Source organism: Lentibacillus salicampi, from assembly GCF_004565465.1.
In the GTDB taxonomy this organism is placed as follows: Bacteria; Bacillota; Bacilli; order Bacillales; family Amphibacillaceae; genus Lentibacillus; species Lentibacillus salicampi.
Window position 1 is genome coordinate 206,315 of sequence record NZ_SRHY01000003.1, and the last position, 16,713, is coordinate 223,027.

18 protein-coding genes and 1 other annotated feature are annotated in these 16,713 nt (G+C 42.6%); all 18 genes read left to right on the forward strand.

Annotated elements, in window-relative coordinates; translation table 11 throughout:
* Nucleotides 1-3: 3 nt before the first annotated feature.
* The 18 genes from deoC (at nucleotide 4) to ccpN (ending at nucleotide 16,707) form a co-directional block, all read left to right on the forward strand.
* On the forward strand, nucleotides 4-675 hold the full coding sequence (gene deoC, locus E4U82_RS04470; RefSeq protein ID WP_135108873.1) for a deoxyribose-phosphate aldolase: 672 nt from the start codon (nucleotides 4-6) through the stop codon (nucleotides 673-675).
* Nucleotides 676-818: 143 nt separating this feature from the next.
* Nucleotides 819-992: a 30S ribosomal protein S21 gene (rpsU, locus tag E4U82_RS04475; RefSeq protein ID WP_135108874.1), complete on the forward strand. Its 174-nt coding sequence runs from the start codon at nucleotides 819-821 to the stop codon at nucleotides 990-992.
* 19 nt (nucleotides 993-1,011) lie between these two features.
* Entirely contained in the window at nucleotides 1,012-1,458 is a 447-nt protein-coding gene (locus E4U82_RS04480) for a GatB/YqeY domain-containing protein (RefSeq protein ID WP_135108875.1), read from the forward strand.
* A 471-nt stretch (nucleotides 1,459-1,929) separates the two neighbouring features.
* Complete coding sequence (locus E4U82_RS04485) at nucleotides 1,930-3,192, forward strand: NfeD family protein (protein WP_167751329.1); 1,263 nt, start codon at nucleotides 1,930-1,932, stop codon at nucleotides 3,190-3,192.
* A gap of 26 nt (nucleotides 3,193-3,218) precedes the next feature.
* Nucleotides 3,219-4,223 carry a flotillin-like protein FloA gene (gene floA / locus E4U82_RS04490; protein WP_135108877.1) on the forward strand — a complete coding sequence of 335 codons (1,005 nt, stop codon included), beginning with the start codon at nucleotides 3,219-3,221 and terminating at the stop codon, nucleotides 4,221-4,223.
* A 30-nt stretch (nucleotides 4,224-4,253) separates the two neighbouring features.
* On the forward strand, nucleotides 4,254-4,742 hold the full coding sequence (locus tag E4U82_RS04495) for a hypothetical protein (protein WP_135108878.1): 489 nt from the start codon (nucleotides 4,254-4,256) through the stop codon (nucleotides 4,740-4,742).
* Nucleotides 4,743-4,853: 111 nt separating this feature from the next.
* Complete coding sequence (gene yqfC / locus E4U82_RS04500) at nucleotides 4,854-5,135, forward strand: sporulation protein YqfC (protein ID WP_135108879.1); 282 nt, start codon at nucleotides 4,854-4,856, stop codon at nucleotides 5,133-5,135.
* 209 nt (nucleotides 5,136-5,344) lie between these two features.
* A complete protein-coding gene (gene yqfD / locus E4U82_RS04505; RefSeq protein ID WP_135108880.1) occupies nucleotides 5,345-6,565 on the forward strand; it encodes a sporulation protein YqfD in 1,221 nt (406 codons plus the stop codon).
* Nucleotides 6,566-6,567: 2 nt separating this feature from the next.
* Entirely contained in the window at nucleotides 6,568-7,527 is a 960-nt protein-coding gene (locus E4U82_RS04510) for a PhoH family protein (protein ID WP_135108881.1), read from the forward strand.
* Nucleotides 7,528-7,603: 76 nt separating this feature from the next.
* On the forward strand, nucleotides 7,604-9,754 hold the full coding sequence (locus E4U82_RS04515) for an HD family phosphohydrolase (protein ID WP_135108882.1): 2,151 nt from the start codon (nucleotides 7,604-7,606) through the stop codon (nucleotides 9,752-9,754).
* Nucleotides 9,754-10,218, forward strand: coding sequence for an rRNA maturation RNase YbeY (gene ybeY, locus E4U82_RS04520; RefSeq protein WP_135108883.1), 465 nt, complete (start codon nucleotides 9,754-9,756; stop codon nucleotides 10,216-10,218). The genes E4U82_RS04515 and ybeY overlap by 1 nt, the downstream gene beginning before the upstream one ends.
* The gene (locus E4U82_RS04525; protein WP_135108884.1) at nucleotides 10,208-10,576 is read left to right on the forward strand and encodes a diacylglycerol kinase family protein; all 369 of its coding nucleotides are present in this window, start codon (nucleotides 10,208-10,210) and stop codon (nucleotides 10,574-10,576) included. The genes ybeY and E4U82_RS04525 overlap by 11 nt, the downstream gene beginning before the upstream one ends.
* Nucleotides 10,577-10,760: 184 nt before the next feature.
* A complete protein-coding gene (gene era, locus E4U82_RS04530; RefSeq protein WP_135108885.1) occupies nucleotides 10,761-11,663 on the forward strand; it encodes a GTPase Era in 903 nt (300 codons plus the stop codon).
* 82 nt (nucleotides 11,664-11,745) lie between these two features.
* Entirely contained in the window at nucleotides 11,746-11,892 is a 147-nt protein-coding gene (locus E4U82_RS04535; protein ID WP_135108886.1) for a YqzL family protein, read from the forward strand.
* A 35-nt stretch (nucleotides 11,893-11,927) separates the two neighbouring features.
* Nucleotides 11,928-12,671: a DNA repair protein RecO gene (gene recO / locus E4U82_RS04540; protein WP_135108887.1), complete on the forward strand. Its 744-nt coding sequence runs from the start codon at nucleotides 11,928-11,930 to the stop codon at nucleotides 12,669-12,671.
* Between the two features lie 62 nt (nucleotides 12,672-12,733).
* Nucleotides 12,734-12,908, forward strand: a binding site (T-box leader).
* A 114-nt stretch (nucleotides 12,909-13,022) separates the two neighbouring features.
* Nucleotides 13,023-13,901 (forward strand): glycine--tRNA ligase subunit alpha, encoded by an 879-nt coding sequence (gene glyQ, locus E4U82_RS04545; protein WP_135108888.1) that lies wholly within the window; start codon nucleotides 13,023-13,025, stop codon nucleotides 13,899-13,901.
* Nucleotides 13,901-15,985 carry a glycine--tRNA ligase subunit beta gene (gene glyS, locus E4U82_RS04550; protein WP_135108889.1) on the forward strand — a complete coding sequence of 695 codons (2,085 nt, stop codon included), beginning with the start codon at nucleotides 13,901-13,903 and terminating at the stop codon, nucleotides 15,983-15,985. Before glyQ ends, glyS begins: the two co-directional genes overlap by 1 nt.
* Nucleotides 15,986-16,071: 86 nt before the next feature.
* Nucleotides 16,072-16,707 (forward strand): transcriptional regulator CcpN, encoded by a 636-nt coding sequence (gene ccpN / locus E4U82_RS04555; protein WP_135108890.1) that lies wholly within the window; start codon nucleotides 16,072-16,074, stop codon nucleotides 16,705-16,707.
* Nucleotides 16,708-16,713: the final 6 nt, after the last annotated feature.

The following is a 16,713-nucleotide window of genomic DNA, read 5'->3' on the forward strand; positions in this document are numbered from 1 at the left end:
GATATGCGTATTAATCTTGCAGACTACATTGATCATACACAATTGAAACCTGATACAACGAAAGAAAAAATTACTCAGATTGTTAATGAAGCAAGGGAACATGGTTTTGCTTCTGTTTGTGTCAATCCGTACTGGGTACCATATTGTTATGACAATTTGAAAGACACTGATGTGAAAGTGTGTACTGTCATCGGATTTCCATTGGGTGCCACATCAACAGAAGCCAAAGTGTTCGAGACGAAGCAAGCCATTCAGGATGGCGCGACAGAGGTCGACATGGTGATTAATGTCGGTGAACTGAAGTCAAAGAATGATGAAGCAGTACAGCGGGATATTGAAGCCGTTGTGGAAGCAGCAAAAAGCAATGCTTTAACCAAAGTGATTATTGAGACCGCCTTGCTGACAACTGATGAAAAAGTACGGGCATGCAAGATAGCTAAAACAGCTGGAGCTGACTTTGTCAAAACGTCTACAGGCTTTTCCGGTGGTGGCGCCACTGTAGAAGATATTAAGTTAATGCGTGAGACAGTTGGCAGCGACTTGGGAGTCAAAGCCTCCGGCGGCGTCCGTGATCCTGAATCAACAAAATCCATGATTGACGCTGGTGCAACACGGATTGGTGCAAGTGCTGGTGTTGATATTATAGCAGGGGAAACAGGCAGCTCAGACTATTAATGGATGACCAAATTAGGTTATTTAGTAATATTTAAGTTGACCTGGACTGCCCTGGTATATTATAATTAGCAAAGACATGTGGTATGTTATACATGTTTTTGCTATTATTTTTTGTTTTGTGCTTCGGAGGGAGGGAAATTAGCATGTCAAATACAACTCGCGTTCGTAAAAACGAGTCTCTTGAAGATGCTCTTCGTCGCTTTAAACGCAACGTATCCAAAAGCGGTACATTGAAGGAATATCGTAAGCGGGAACATTATGAAAAACCTAGCGTACGACGCAAGAGAAAGTCTGAAGCTGCCAGAAAACGCAAATAGTAAAGAAGGTGCGGGGTCCATGACATTAGTTGAACAACTGAACCAGGACATGAAGCAAGCTATGAAAAGTAAGGAAAAGGATAAGCTTGCGGTCATACGCATGCTAAAAGCTTCATTGCAAAATGAATCAATTAAACTTGGTAATAAAAATCTTTCAGAGGACGAGGAGTTATCAGTACTCTCAAGAGAGCTGAAGCAAAGGAAGGATTCCCTCCAGGAATTTAAATCGGCTGGACGCGATGACCTTGTTGACAAACTTGAAATGGAAATAGACGTTGTTCAGGTATATATGCCCCAGCAGCTTACAGAAGAAGAGCTGGAGAAGATAGTCAAGGACACAATCAAGGAAGTTAATGCATCTTCCAAGCAGGACATGGGCAACGTCATGAGCACGCTCATGCCTAAAGTCAAAGGACAGGCAGACGGTGCACAGGTCAATAAGCTTGTTCAAAAACATTTAAATTGATTTTTCAAAGGTCTTGCCACATGGGGCAAGACCTTTTACCATGTTGGGATAACGTGACAGCCATCAACTTTTAACAGAGAATTACCAACCTCGATGTGATTATGTTACGATAAGGTAAATAAAGTGAAACTTCACTTAGCGGGGGACCCTTCCACCCCCGCACTGAAATAAAGGAACAAAGGCTAAGTTCGCAACGTCAATCGCAACTTCTTTGTGACCTGCATCTTCCAGGCCTGAATAACATCGGTCATTTATGGGCAGTTTCCCCCCATTTATCTTTTTGGTTTTCACCTCTAATTTTGTAATGGGGTCTTACGGCTCGTTAAGGCGGGATAAATTGAAACCATTTACACATATGTAACGTAGGAATGATTGTCAGGACCAATAGAGAGGGGGGATAGATTGTATGACAGATGCAGGCTGCTCAAAGTGTTGACATTGGTACTTATTGTAATAGGTTCCTTATTTAGCATGGTATCTTCTTCCCACGCTGAAGAACACGGCGGCGGGAAACGTGTTTATGTTATTCCGGTTGAGGACGAAGTGGAAAAAGGACTCGAAGCTTTCCTGACCCGGACCACGAAAGAGGCAGAACAGGAAGGTGCCGACCATATTATTTTTGAAATTGATACCCCGGGCGGCGCTGTTGATGCTGCTGAACAAATTGGTGAATTACTGCAAAATATGGAATTTGAAACGACAGCATATATTGTTAACCGGGCTTTATCTGCGGGGTCCTATATTGCACTAAATATGGATAATATTTACATGAAACCGCATGCGACGATGGGAGCAAGCGGCGTTATTACCCAGGACGGTACAGCTGCAGACAAAAAAGCCCAATCAGCATGGCTGTCAGCAATGAAAAGCGCTGCAGAATCAAAGGGAAGAGATTCGCTGTATGCCGCAGCAATGACAGATCCAAGTATTGACTTGCCGGAATATGCTGCTGAAGAAGGCAAGTACCTGACATTAGGCCCCGGTTCAGCCGAGGAAGTCGGGTATTCAAATGGTACAGCTGAAACCCGTGAAGAGGTTCTGGGAGATTTGGGACTTCAAGAGGCAACCATTGTTGAAAAAGAAATGACGATTTCTGAGCGAATTGCCCGGCTCATCACCAATCCTGTTGTGGTTCCCATTTTGCTGTCGATTGCCAGTCTTGGTTTGGTTATTGAATTATTTTCTCCCGGATTTGGACTTCCAGGTATCATGGGGGTACTGGCATTAATTCTGTTCTTTTACGGACACTTGGTTGCGGGTCTGGCAGGGATGGAAGCCATCATATTATTAATCCTGGGTGTTGGTTTAGTCATCGCGGAGTTATTCTTGCCGGGTGGTATTGCAGGTTTAATAGGTGTTGGAGCAATTATCGCATCTCTCATCATGTCCGGTCAGGATATTGGACATATGGCAATGAGCATTGGTATTGCGTTTATTGTCACCATTATTGCTTCAATCATCTTATTTAAAACGATGGGAGGGGATAAAGGATTCTTCCGTCGTATGGTATTGACGAGTCAGACGTCGACAAATTTGGGTTATGTTTCCTCTGAAAACCGTTTGGAATTAATCGGATTGGAGGGTAGAACGGTGACCCCCCTGCGTCCATCAGGCAGTGCATTGGTTGGAGATGAAAGATTGGATGTTGTAACAGAGGGAGGGTTTATTGATAAAAATAAACTGATTAAAGTCATTAAAGTAGAAGGCGTTCGTATCGTTGTAAGGGAAGTATAAACAAGAGATAAATAGGAGGAATATCTATGGGTCTTGAACAATTGATGCCGATTATTATCATCGCAATCATTATTATTGTTCTGGCAATATTACTAACGTTTATTCCAGTGATGTTGTGGATCAGCGCTCTGGCAGCGGGTGTAAAAGTTGGTATTTTCACACTTGTTGGTATGCGTTTGCGACGGGTTGTACCAGCAAGGGTTATTAATCCGCTGATTAAAGCACATAAGGCAGGGTTGAACGTAACAACGAATCAACTGGAAAGCCATTATCTTGCAGGGGGGAATGTTGACAGAGTCGTCAATGCCCTGATTGCCGCTCACAGAGCTAATATTGAACTATCATTTGAACGGACCGCGGCCATCGATTTGGCCGGACGGGATGTCCTGGAAGCTGTGGGAATGAGTGTCAATCCAAAAGTGATTGAGACACCGTTTATTGCAGGTATTGCGATGGATGGTATTGAAGTAAAGGCGAAAGCACGTATCACGGTTCGGGCCAATATAGACCGGCTCGTCGGCGGCGCTGGGGAAGAAACAGTTATTGCCCGCGTCGGTGAAGGGGTTGTCAGTACCATCGGGAGTTCGGAGGCACATACAGCTGTTTTGGAGAATCCTGACTCTATTTCTCACAATGTATTAGGCAGAGGTCTGGACTCTGGGACAGCATTTGAAATTCTGTCGATCGATATTGCCGATGTGGATATCGGGAAAAACATCGGAGCTATTCTGCAGACCGATCAGGCTGAGGCGGATAAAAATATCGCTCAAGCCAAAGCGGAAGAAAGACGCGCCATGGCTGTTGCCCAAGAGCAGGAAATGGTTGCCCGCGTTGAAGAAATGCGTGCAAAAGTTGTTGAGGCTGAAGCTGATGTGCCGCGCGCACTCGCAGAAGCATTACGTTCTGGTAATATGGGTGTCATGGATTATATGAACTACAAGAACATTGATGCTGATACTGACATGCGTGATACAATCGGAAAACTGACACAGGATAATGAAGAAAATGACGATAATAACAATAACCAGTAAAGTGTCGGCTAATGACCAAGGAGGTTTACGATGGAATTCATTTTAGTCATTCTTGGTATCGTTGCAGCGCTTTCAGGCCTTTTCAAAGATAACAGTGATTCAGATTCACCTATTCCGAAACGCCGCAACAATCCGCCAAGGCCAACACCAACTCCTTCTGGCGGTGGAGGAAGCAGCAGCAGCACATGGGAACGACAGAATGAATCTGGTTCCCAGCCGTCTGCTTCCTCCATAGAAGAGCAGGAGTACGAACAGCGCAAACAACTGGCTGAACGGATGAACACCATGCCATATCAATCTCAGGAACCAGAACTTGAACATGATGCAACCATCCGGTATGACCCCCGTAAATCGGAGAACGGTCTAGCTGTTGAACAAGAAAAATTAAAAAGAAGCATGAAGAGGAGTTTAACGCGCTCCGGTGTCATCAATGGTGTGATGATGTCTGAGGTTTTGGGGCAGCCTAGAGCTGTTAAACCATATCGCAGTATTATCGCCCAACGAAAAAACAGAAATTGAATGTACTTGAACCAATATCAGGCAGACTGGAAAACTGCCCGATATTGGTTCTTTTTTTGTTCTTATCCTTCTACTAATTTCATAAACATATTGTGAGAGGGGGCCTCATCAGTGAAGAAATGGCAACAGCAGATTAGGCCATGGTTATCAAAATATTTTTCACTTCCTTCTGATGTCATGATGGAGCTGCCCAGGATTACGATGATTGGACAGCTTCATGTCTATATTGAGAATCATCAGGGTTTAGTCGTTTATTCTGACACAGAATTGAGACTTAAATCCAACAAAGGTTATATTCAAATAACCGGATCCGCATTTGTATTAAAAATGATGCTACCTGAAGAAATATTACTTGAAGGCACGATAGAGGAAGTGAAATTTATCCCGGTGTAACCGGAAATAACACCCCCGCCTCAAATACTTGAGTCAGTGTCGATGACGATTTGACGAAATCAATTGCCAGTGATGTCCGATTCTGTTCGGGCCTGCCCGATGCAGGTCCCGGGAGGTGTTGGCGACTGACGTGGAGCTTTTAGTCTTTGTTCTTTAATAGCAGTAAAGATTCACCATATACCTGAGTAAACCAATTTGAGGAGGAGGAAATGAAACATATACAAGGTTCTTCAATGATGGGTTTTATAACTATCCTAGTAAGAGGGAAGGATCCGGAATTATTCTTTCAGAAATGTATTGAGCGGGATATCCTCGTTTGGAATGTGAAGAAAAAATCAGATACGGCCTGTGCCGGAAATATTAAATTAAGAGATCTTTCCCAGTTAAAGCAGGTAAAACGCGGGACGCATTATAAGTTAACGTTTACAAATAAGCGCGGTTTTCCATTCTTATTAAAAAGTTTCACCCGAAAAAAAGAACTGGTTATTGGTCTTTTATTAAGTATACTGCTTGTTTTTTTCCTGTCCAATATTATTTGGGAGGTCAGAATCACCAACGTCCCGAGGGATATTGAAGAGAAAATTAGTGATCAACTTACAGAATATGGTATCCATCAAGGCACTTGGACGTTCACTTTAGATTCTCCAAGTAATATTCAGCAGCGTTTAATCAATGATATACCTGAATTGCTGTGGGTGGGCGTTCAACAAAATGGGACAAGCTATATTCTGGAAGGGGTCGAGAAGACAATCGTTGAAGAAGAAGAAGTTGAAGGTCCGCGAAATCTTGTGGCTTCCAAAAAGGGTGTCATTGAAAACATGTACGTTTCCAAGGGGCAGCCCAGAGTACAAGTGAATGATTATGTCGAGCCGGGGGACTTGCTTGTTTCGGGAGATATCCAATTTGCAGACGAAAATGAGGAGGATGATGAAAAAAAGGACAAGAACTATGAGCCAATTGCTGCAGAGGGGGAAGTTATTGCTAAAACGTGGTATGAAACAGAGGTGACGGTGCCCCTGAAAGCAAATCATGAGCGTTTGACTGGCAATAAAGAAACGAAATACCATTTAAAAATCGGTGGTGTTGAATTCCCTGTGTGGGGATTTGGCGAACCAGAGTATCATAAGATTCACCGTGAACGTTATGAGAAAGATCTTTATTTGTTCAAATGGAACTTGCCGATATCTTTAATGGAAACAACTTTAAGCGAAAAGACCTATCACAAAGCTGAGCGGAGCAAATCAGAAGCGATTGATATTGGGATCAGGCAGGCTAAAAATGAACTGCAATTAAGACTGGGACCTGAAGCAGACATTGTTTCAGAAAATATTTTGCAAGAAATCACCGAGAATGGTAAAGTTAAATTAATCTTATATATAGCTGTCGAAGAAGATATTGTTAAACAAGAACCAATCGACCAAGGAGATTGATTATGCCAAATAACTTGAGAACAATCGAGTTACAGCTAGTGAACCCAAATGAAGCGTTGGCTTTGTTTGGAATAAATGATAAATACTTAAAACAAATTGAAGAATTGCTGGAAGTTTCAATCGTTACCAGAGGCGAACAGGTAAGTGTTTCGGGTAGTAATGAAAACATCGAGTTGGCTGAGGAAATTCTGCTGACTTTATTGTCGGTTGTCAGGAAAGGGCTGGATATTACTGAACGGGATGTTGTCTATGCTGTTGACCTGGCAAAAAAAGGAAAGATTAACCAATTCGAAACCCTTTTTGAAGATGAAATAACCAAAAATGCAAATGGAAAATCAATCCGTGTCCAGACATTGGGACAGAAACGCTACATTGATGCCATCAAGTCGGACGATCTTGTCTTCGGGATTGGTCCGGCCGGTACCGGCAAAACATATCTTGCCGTTGTTATGGCTGTAAATGCCTTGAAAAATGGGGAAGTGAAACGGATTATTTTAACACGGCCTGCAGTCGAAGCCGGAGAGAGTTTAGGTTTTCTGCCGGGTGACTTGAAGGAAAAAGTGGATCCATATTTACGGCCTTTATATGACGCATTACATGATGTGTTTGGCAGTGAGCATACGTTAAGGTTGATCGAACGGGATACGATTGAAATCGCACCATTGGCGTATATGCGCGGCAGGACGCTTGATGATGCATTTGTTATATTGGACGAGGCTCAGAATACTACTCCTGAACAAATGAAAATGTTTTTGACACGGCTTGGATTTGGATCAAAAATGGTTATTAATGGTGACATCACCCAGATTGATCTGCCTAATGGGGCTCAATCGGGTTTGCAGGTCGCCAGCCGGCTTTTAGCGTCAGTGGAGGGCATCTCATTTGTCCATTTTAACGCAACAGATGTCGTACGCCACCCGTTAGTGCAAAAAATCATTGATGCCTATGAAAAAGCAAAGTAACGGATAGGAAAGAGTAAGACCCCAGAGTTAGTGGGTCTTATTTCTATATTAATTCACGGTTGCGGGAGGGATCATGATGAAATGGCTGCATAACATGAATCTGTTTATCAAGAGGATTTGGTCTGGATGGGTTGTGATTTTAACGGTCCTTTTGATAGGTATTTTCTTTTTTCTTGTTACCGTCCCGAACGTTTTAACCGAAACATATGATATAGAACGGTTTACAAGTGCCGAAGAGACAATCCGTTCACCCGTAACAATTGAAAATAAACAGGAAACCGAGCGGAAAACACGGAAAACGGTCCAATCTGTAGAGGACCGGTTCAATATCTCCAGTGAAATAACGGAAGAACGAGAAGCATACATTCAAGAAGTGTTTGATGCGATTGCAACGTTGAATAAAGCTGAAAAAGAGCGTAATATACCGAAATCAGCAGATAAAAATACAAATGACGTCACAGGGTCTCAAGGGTCCGAGGATAAGTTAGATAGGTTGAAAGAGGTGTTATCGCCGGAAATAACTGAATCAATCAATAATGGTCTGCTTTATGAACTGCTAAACGCAGAACCTGAGGAACTTGAGGATGGCAGAAAACTGTTAAGCCGTTCTGTGAATGACGTGATGGAAAATGGCATAAGGGCTGAAAATATTCAACGCGCACAAACTGAAGTCGAGGAAAGCATTCAATTTTCAGATTTGAGTCCTGAAATGAAAACAACATTGACCGGTTTAGCTGAATTTGTTGTTACCGAAAATTCTTTTTTTGATGCTGAACGAACAGCTGAAGCCCGTAAAGAAGCAGCCGGCAATGTGGATCCTGTCGTTATCCGGGCTGGTGAAGTTATTGTCAGGGAAGGGCAGACTATTACCAATGAAATTTATGAGGAGCTTGATCTCGTCGGTATTTTGGATGACGAGCTGAATATATTTCCTGTTTTTGGATTAGTGTTGTTGATTATTCTCATGATGATTGTTCTGACTTATGAGCTGAAAATGTTAGCGAAAAATGCGGAATTGGATAAAAAGCAACTTGCTGCTATATTTTTTATCAGTATCATTGTTCTGGCACTCATGAAAATCGTCAGCTTGTATACAACCTCTGTCAATCAATTGTTTTTTGCCGTACCTGCAGCTGCAGGGGTTTTATTGGTAAAGCAATTACTGGATGAAAGACTTGCAATTGTTCTGTCCATTTTATATGCGATTCTTGGAAGTATTATGTTTAATGGGCATATCCCCGGTTCACTTAATGTGGAAGCAGGTATTTATTTCTTATTCTCACAGATGGCCGGCATCATTTTTCTCAGGAATGTCAAGGATCGTTTGGCTGTGTTAAAAGCGGGTGTCGGGATGACTGCTATTAATATGATGGTGATACTTTTATTTTTATTCTTATCTATTGAAAAGTATGCGTTACCTGACTTTTTTCTGCTGTCAGGTTACGGTGTCATTGCCGCGTTTTCGTCGGTTGTCCTGACACTTGGTTTGCTGCCGTTCTTTGAGACTGGGCTGGGGATATTGTCTGATTATAAGTTACTGTCACTTGCAAAGCCTAATCAGCCACTGCTCCGGAAGATATTGACTGAAGCCCCTGGAACTTATCATCATTCGGTGATGGTGGCGAATTTGGCTGAGACAGCATGTGAATCTATCGGAGCAAACGGCCTCCTGGCACGGGTCGGCGCATATTATCATGATATCGGTAAGACCGTCATGCCCCATTACTTTATTGAAAATCAAATGTCTATTAAAAATCCGCATGATGTGTTGGATCCGAAACAGAGCGCAGACATTATCATCAACCATCCATACGATGGGGCTGCAATTCTTAAAGATCATAAGCTGCCGACAGAGATTGTTGATATTGCGATGCAGCATCACGGCACAACGCTGTTAAAATATTTTTATTACAAAGAACTGGAAAAAAACAAACATGAAAAGGAAGAAGCTTTTCGGTATCCTGGGCCAAAACCGCAAACAAAGGAAGCAGCAGTTATTTGTATTTGTGATGCTGTAGAGGCAGCTGTAAGGTCGTTAAAAGAACCGACAGAGGAGAAAATTGACGAAATTGTTGCATCGATTGTAAACGACCGTTTGATGGATGAACAGTTGAACGAATGTCCGCTTACTTTGAAAGAATTGGCTCGAGTGCATCAGACCATTCGTGAGACATTACAGGGAATTTTTCATTCGAGAATTCAATATCCTATGAAGGAGGCAAAATAATGCATATCGATTTTCACGATCAGACAAAATCCGTACCCGCCGATTACATTGATTTGTTGCAGCGTTTGCTCGTATTTGCAGCAGAAAAAGAAGCAGTTGCCAGCCAGGCTGAAGTCTCGGTTTCGTTTGTAAGTAATCCGGAAATGAAGGAAATCAATCGAAACTATCGTCAGCAGGATAGACCGACAGATGTCATTTCGTTTGCGATGCAGGAGAAAATAAGTGATGAAGTGGATATTATCGGTGAAGACCCTCCACTTGTTCTGGGGGACATAGTCATCTCGGTCGATAAAGCAAGCGAGCAAGCAGAAGAATACGGTCATTCGCTGGAAAGAGAACTGGGTTTTCTAACCGTGCATGGCTTCCTGCATCTGCTTGGATATGATCATATGAACAAAGAAGACGAGACACAGATGTTCGGGAAACAAAATGAAATATTGAGTGAATTTGGCGTTGAGCGATAAACAATGGCAATCGATAGTTGGTTTTTCCCATGCCTGGAACGGTATTAAAGCAGCTACCCGAACGGAGGGGAATTTCAGGATTCACCTCATAACAGCTTTTGCCGTCATTTCGGCCGGTATTTTCTTTCGTTTGACAGTTATCAAATGGTTGATGATTATCGTCGCAATTGGTTTCGTGTTAGCCGTTGAATTGCTGAATACAGCGATTGAAAAAATGCTGGATTATTTAAAACCGGATATACATCCGCATGCGAAAGTGATCAAGGATCTGGCGGCAGGTGCGGTCTTAGTATCTGCAATGACTGCTGCTGTTGTGGGGCTGCTCGTTTTTCTTCCCGAAATTTATGAACTCGTGTAAGCCCCCTTAAAGGATCGTCTGTTATAACCTTCCATAGCTGAAGGTTTTTTTACTTGTCGTTTTTTGTTGTAATAACAGTTCTTTTCAAAGGTTTTGTCCAAATGAATGAAACGTACTTGATTTTATAGTATGATAAAAAATATCAATAGAAAATATATTCCAATGATGACCCGGAGGCTACAACATGGCAGACAATTTTAAATCAGGGTTTATTGCCATCATCGGCAGACCAAACGTAGGAAAATCAACTTTCATGAATCAGATGATCGGGCAAAAAATTGCGATCATGAGTAATAAAGCGCAGACAACACGAAACCGCATCCAGGGAGTGCTCACGACGGATGATGCGCAAATGGTATTCATCGATACACCTGGAATTCATAAACCAAAGCATCGTTTAGGAGATTTCATGGTGAAGGTAGCTGAAGACACTTTAAATGAAGTGGATGCCGTACTGTTTATGATTAATGCCCAGGAAGGTTATGGCAAAGGCGACCAATATATATTGGACCGGCTGCAGCAGGTTAGGCGACCGGTTTTTCTGGTCATCAATAAAATTGACCTCGTGCACCCCGACGAGTTATTGCCTCTAATTGACCATTACAAGGATAAATATGATTTTGAAGCGATTATCCCTGTTTCCGCACTAAAGGGGGATAATCTGGTCCATCTGCTTGGTGAATTGAAAAATTATATCCCGGAAGGACCGCAATATTATCCTGAAGACCATGTGACCGACCATCCGGAGCGATTCATTATCAGTGAACTTATACGGGAAAAGGTGCTGGAATTTACGCGGGAAGAAGTTCCACACTCCATAGCAGTCGTGCTTGAAAATATGGAAGAAAGACCGTCATATGCAGTTTTTATCCAGGCAACGGTTGTGACCGAACGCAAAACACAAAAAGGAATTGTGATCGGTAAACAGGGTTCAATGCTGAAAAATATCGGCAAAAACGCTCGCAGAGATATTGAAACACTGCTCGGTTCAAAAGTATATCTTGAACTTTGGGTGAAGGTCCGAAAAGATTGGCGGAACAAACCGTCCCAGCTTCATGAACTCGGTTTCCGGAGTGACGAATATTAAACATGGTAAATTTTAAAACTCATTGATTCAGCGCCTATGGAAAATCTAATAGTGAACACATTATGGAAAGGCGGGGTTTCTTGTGATCGACTTTACCTGGAAATTATTTAGTCAAACAGGAAACATTGAAACTTATTTGTTACTGAAAGAGCTGGAAAAAAATGAAACGGTTGTACAGACTGAGGATCACCAGAAGGGACAGAAGACGTCCCTGAATACAAAATCCTAGTTTCATCATCTGGACTGTTAAGAAGGTGATACGGTTTGCTCGAAAAAATGCAGGGTATTGTTATGAAAACACAGGATTATGGTGAAACACACAAAATTGTTACGATATTCACTGATAAAGCAGGAAAAATTTCTGCTATAGCCAGAGGCGCAAAAAAACAAAAAAGCAGAATGGCTGCAGTTACGCAGCCATTCATTTATGCTGACTTTTTCATCTATCTCAATTCCGGATTGAGTACAGTGCAGCAAGGTGATGTTGTCAATTCACTGCGGCACATTCGGGAGGATATTATTAAAACAGCATATGCATCCTATATTGTTGAGCTGACGGATAAGTTAACGGATTCCCATTCAGCCGATCCGTTCATTTTCGATCAGTTGTTTCAGACATTGAATTGGATTGCCGAACATGACGATGCCAGCGTCCCAATCATGATGTATGAACTGAAACTTTTTAAGAAAGGCGGCTTTGCACCTACCGTTGATCAATGTGTCAACTGCGGCAAACAAGATGGTCCTTTCGCTTTTTCAATAGCTGAAGGTGGTTTGCTTTGTACAAGGTGTAACCAGATTGACCCAAATTCAATTGCACTTCCGAATAACCTGGCACGTTTATTTCATATATTTTCTGAAGTTGAATTGGAACGGGTTGGAACCATTTCAGTAAAACCAGGGAATAAAAAGTTGCTTCGTGATATCATGGATGCCTATTATGATCAGTATGGCGGCTACTACCTCAAATCAAAACGATTTTTGAAGCAATTGGATAAGCTGAAATAGATCCGGTCCTTGACAATAAGGCGGCCATGTCGTAGTATTTTGGTACATAACGTTAACAAATCAAAATTGCGCTGATAGAGAAAAGTACTTATTGACTTCTGTTTCCTGAGCGAATCCGGGGTGGTGGGAGCCGGATAACGGGACATAAGGAACGGCGCTCTGGAGCAATGACAATAAAGTGGCTCTTTGAGAAAAGGGCAAGTAGGGTGGAACCGCGGATTAACCCCCGTCCCTATGTCGGCTTGTCTGACATAGGGACGGGGATTTTAATTTCCACGCTGGCTTCCGGCATCTGTCTTCTAATGAATAAGGCTATGCCGAGTTTTTCGAACGAATATGGAGGGTGTAATCATGACAATTCAGGAAATGATTTTAACATTGCAAAAACATTGGTCAGATCAAAATTGTATTTTAATGCAAGCCTACGATGTGGAAAAGGGGGCTGGTACCATGTCACCAATGACGCTGCTCCGAAGTCTTGGTCCTGAGCCGTGGAACGTGGCCTATGTTGAACCGTCACGGCGCCCCGCAGATGGAAGATATGGACAGAACCCAAATCGCCTGTACCAGCATCATCAGTTTCAAGTCATTATGAAGCCCTCACCGGACAACATACAGGAATTATATCTTGATTCATTAAAAGCGCTGGGCATCAATCCGCTTGAGCATGATATCCGGTTTGTAGAAGATAATTGGGAAAACCCGACTCTCGGTGCTGCCGGATTGGGATGGGAAGTCTGGCTTGATGGTATGGAAATTACTCAATTCACTTATTTTCAGCAAATCGGTGGCCTTGAAGCCAATCCTGTTTCAGTTGAGCTAACCTATGGCATTGAACGTCTGGCCTCTTATATTCAGGACAGGGAAAACGTTTTTGACCTGGAATGGACCAACGGAGTAAGTGTCAACGATGTCTTTTTCCAGCCGGAATATGAACATTCCAAATATACGTTTGAAGAATCTGATACAGATATGCTCTTTCAGTTGTTCACAATGTATGAGAATGAGGCAAGGACCACAATGGAAAAAGGATTGGTATTCCCGGCATATGATTATGTATTAAAATGCTCCCACACGTTTAATTTGCTTGATGCAAAGGGTGTCATTTCAGTTACTGAACGAACAGGGTATATCGCCAGAATTCGCAATCTGGCCAGAGGTATTTCCAAAGCATATGTGGAAGAGCGGGAACGGTTAGGTTTTCCAATGCTGAAAAAGGAGGCAGAATAATGGCGAAGGATATACTAGTAGAAATAGGACTTGAAGAACTTCCGGCACGATTTGTGGACGATGCGGAATATCAGCTGCTGACGAAAACGGAAAACTGGCTTAACGATTCTCGCATCTCCTATACGTCTATCGTTTCTTTTTCAACACCGCGCAGACTGGCTGTTTTGGTTAAAGATGCTGCTGAAGAACAGACATCACTGGAGGAAGAAATGAAAGGACCGGCATTAAAGATCGCTCAGGACGAGGCTTCTAACTGGACGAAAGCAGCAATCGGTTTTACAAAAGGCCACGGAAAAACGGTTGATGATATTTATACAAAAGACGTAAAGGGTACCGCCTATATTTTTGTCAAAAAACAAATTACCGGTAAGCCAACGCACGAGTTACTGCCACAACTTAGTGAGATTATAACGTCAATTCAATTTCCAAAAAACATGCGCTGGGCAGAACAGCCATTGCGCTACGGCCGTCCTATTCGCTGGATTGTTGCGTTATTCGGTACGGAGGTCATTCCATTTGAAGTTGCTGGCGTCCAAACCGGCAACCTTACTTATGGCCATCGATTCTTAGGTGAAATGGTAACATTATCGGTACCGGCTAATTATGAAAGGACGCTTGCGGATCAGTATACAATCGTTAATCCGGCAAAGCGCAGGCAAATGATTGCCGACGAACTAACAAAAACTGAAACGGATCAAGGCTTTCAAATTCCTGAAGACGACGAACTGCTTGGTGAAGTGTGTAACCTGGTGGAATACCCGACTGTATTCGTAGGATCGTTTGATCAGTCCTATCTGGCCCTTCCTCCCGAGGTGCTAATAACGTCAATGAAGGAACATCAGCGCTATTTCCCTGTTAAATCGAACAATGGAGAGTTGCTGCCATACTTTGCCGGTGTCCGGAATGGCGATGAAAATGGGCTCGATACGGTTGTGAGGGGAAATGAAAAAGTATTGCGGGCACGATTATCGGATGCGCAATTCTTTTTTGAAGAAGACCAAAAACAGTCGATTGATTATTATTTGGAAAAACTGAAACGGATCGTGTTCCAGGAGAAACTGGGGACCATCAGTGATAAGGTCAGGCGGATTACAGCAATTACTAATCAACTATCACAATGGCTTGATCTTGATGAACAGACGTGTTCAAATGCAGCGAGAGCAGCGGAAATATGTAAGTTTGATCTGCCGACAAGTATGGTTAACGAATTTACCAACCTGCAAGGAATCATTGGTGAAACTTATGCTCTGAATGCTGGTGAGACACAAGCAGCTGCCAGGGCAGTGGCCGAACACTATTTACCTGTTCAGGCAGAGGGAACACTCCCAGACAGCATTGAAGGTGCAATTGTCAGTGTTGCAGATAAACTCGATACGATTGTCGGGTGTATTTCAGCAGGATTGGTTCCAAGCGGTTCCCAGGACCCATATGGGTTGAGAAGACAGGCAACAGGCGTTTTGAAAATACTTAAAACATACAACTGGCATATAACCGTTGAATCCTTACTGGAATTGGCTGAACAGCAGTATGAAAATGCTGAGTCTGAATTAATGGATCAAGATAAATCCAGATCCGAAACTGAGCAATTTTTTAGACACCGTATGACGTATCTTTTAAAAGAATCAGCGATTGAGCAGGATGTTATTCAAGCTGTTTTATATAACGGGATTGGAGTCATTCCGTATATGGTTGCAAAGGCTGAAAACTTATCACATGAACGGAATAATCCTGACTTCAAACCGGTCCAGGAGGCACTTGTTCGCGTGTTGAACCTCGCTCGCAAAACAGATTTAACTGAAGTTAGCCAGTCAGCTTTTGAGACGGATTCCGAGCAACAACTGTATGAAGCTTATTGGTCAGTAACGGATGGCTATAAAAAAGCAACCATTCAACAGGAGGCAGCTGAGGCATTGCGCCAGTTAGGAAAGCTGTCACAGCCGATCCATGACTTTTTTGATCATAATATGGTGATGTCCGATGATGAAGTGATCCGCAATAATCGGCTGGCGCTGATCAATCAGATTGCATATTTAATATATGATTACGCGGATCTGTCGGCGATTGAATGGAAACAGCATTTTTGAGAGCGACCGCAGTTCCTTTTTCACTGTAAATCGTGTATAATATTGAGAAACAGTATGACACATTTGAGCAAGCAGGTGGTGAAAAAGTGGAGTTATCGAATAGACAGGAACAGATTATCGGCATCGTGAAAGAAAATGGACCGATAACCGGTGAACATATAGCTGACAAGTTGAGTTTAACACGCGCAACATTACGTCCGGATTTAGCCATATTGACCATGGCAGGATTTCTTGATGCCAGACCACGGGTGGGTTATTTTTATACTGGCAAGACAGGTACAGAACTGCTAACTGAAAAGATAAAGCAGTTTAAAGTGTATGAATACCAGTCTGTTCCAATTGTCGTAAAAGAAGAGGCATCTGTATATGATGCTATTTCAACGATGTTTCTTGAAGATGTGGGGACCTTGTTTGTCGTTGATGAGCATTCATGTTTAACAGGTGTTTTATCACGAAAAGATTTATTGCGGGCAAGTATCGGGAATCAGGACTTAGATGCAATTCCGGTACATATTATCATGACAAGAATGCCTAACATCACGGTCTGTTACCGGAACGAGATGCTGATTGACGCAGCTAAAAAACTGATTGACAAACAAATTGATGGTCTGCCGGTTCTGAAAGATTCAGAGAAAGGACTGGAGATTGTCGGACGTATTACAAAAACAACCATCACCAAAGTATTTGTTGAACTGATTATGGATGAGCACGAGCATTTATAAGGGAGG

Coding starts and splice junctions, on each gene's coding strand:
- deoC (WP_135108873.1), top strand. CDS start 4: ATGCGTATTAATCTTGCAGACTACATTGATCATACACAATTGAAACCT.
- rpsU (WP_135108874.1), top strand. CDS start 819: ATGTCAAATACAACTCGCGTTCGTAAAAACGAGTCTCTTGAAGATGCT.
- E4U82_RS04480 (WP_135108875.1), top strand. CDS start 1,012: ATGACATTAGTTGAACAACTGAACCAGGACATGAAGCAAGCTATGAAA.
- E4U82_RS04485 (WP_167751329.1), top strand. CDS start 1,930: ATGGTATCTTCTTCCCACGCTGAAGAACACGGCGGCGGGAAACGTGTT.
- floA (WP_135108877.1), top strand. CDS start 3,219: ATGGGTCTTGAACAATTGATGCCGATTATTATCATCGCAATCATTATT.
- E4U82_RS04495 (WP_135108878.1), top strand. CDS start 4,254: ATGGAATTCATTTTAGTCATTCTTGGTATCGTTGCAGCGCTTTCAGGC.
- yqfD (WP_135108880.1), top strand. CDS start 5,345: ATGAAACATATACAAGGTTCTTCAATGATGGGTTTTATAACTATCCTA.
- E4U82_RS04510 (WP_135108881.1), top strand. CDS start 6,568: ATGCCAAATAACTTGAGAACAATCGAGTTACAGCTAGTGAACCCAAAT.
- E4U82_RS04515 (WP_135108882.1), top strand. CDS start 7,604: ATGAAATGGCTGCATAACATGAATCTGTTTATCAAGAGGATTTGGTCT.
- ybeY (WP_135108883.1), top strand. CDS start 9,754: ATGCATATCGATTTTCACGATCAGACAAAATCCGTACCCGCCGATTAC.
- era (WP_135108885.1), top strand. CDS start 10,761: ATGGCAGACAATTTTAAATCAGGGTTTATTGCCATCATCGGCAGACCA.
- glyQ (WP_135108888.1), top strand. CDS start 13,023: ATGACAATTCAGGAAATGATTTTAACATTGCAAAAACATTGGTCAGAT.
- glyS (WP_135108889.1), top strand. CDS start 13,901: ATGGCGAAGGATATACTAGTAGAAATAGGACTTGAAGAACTTCCGGCA.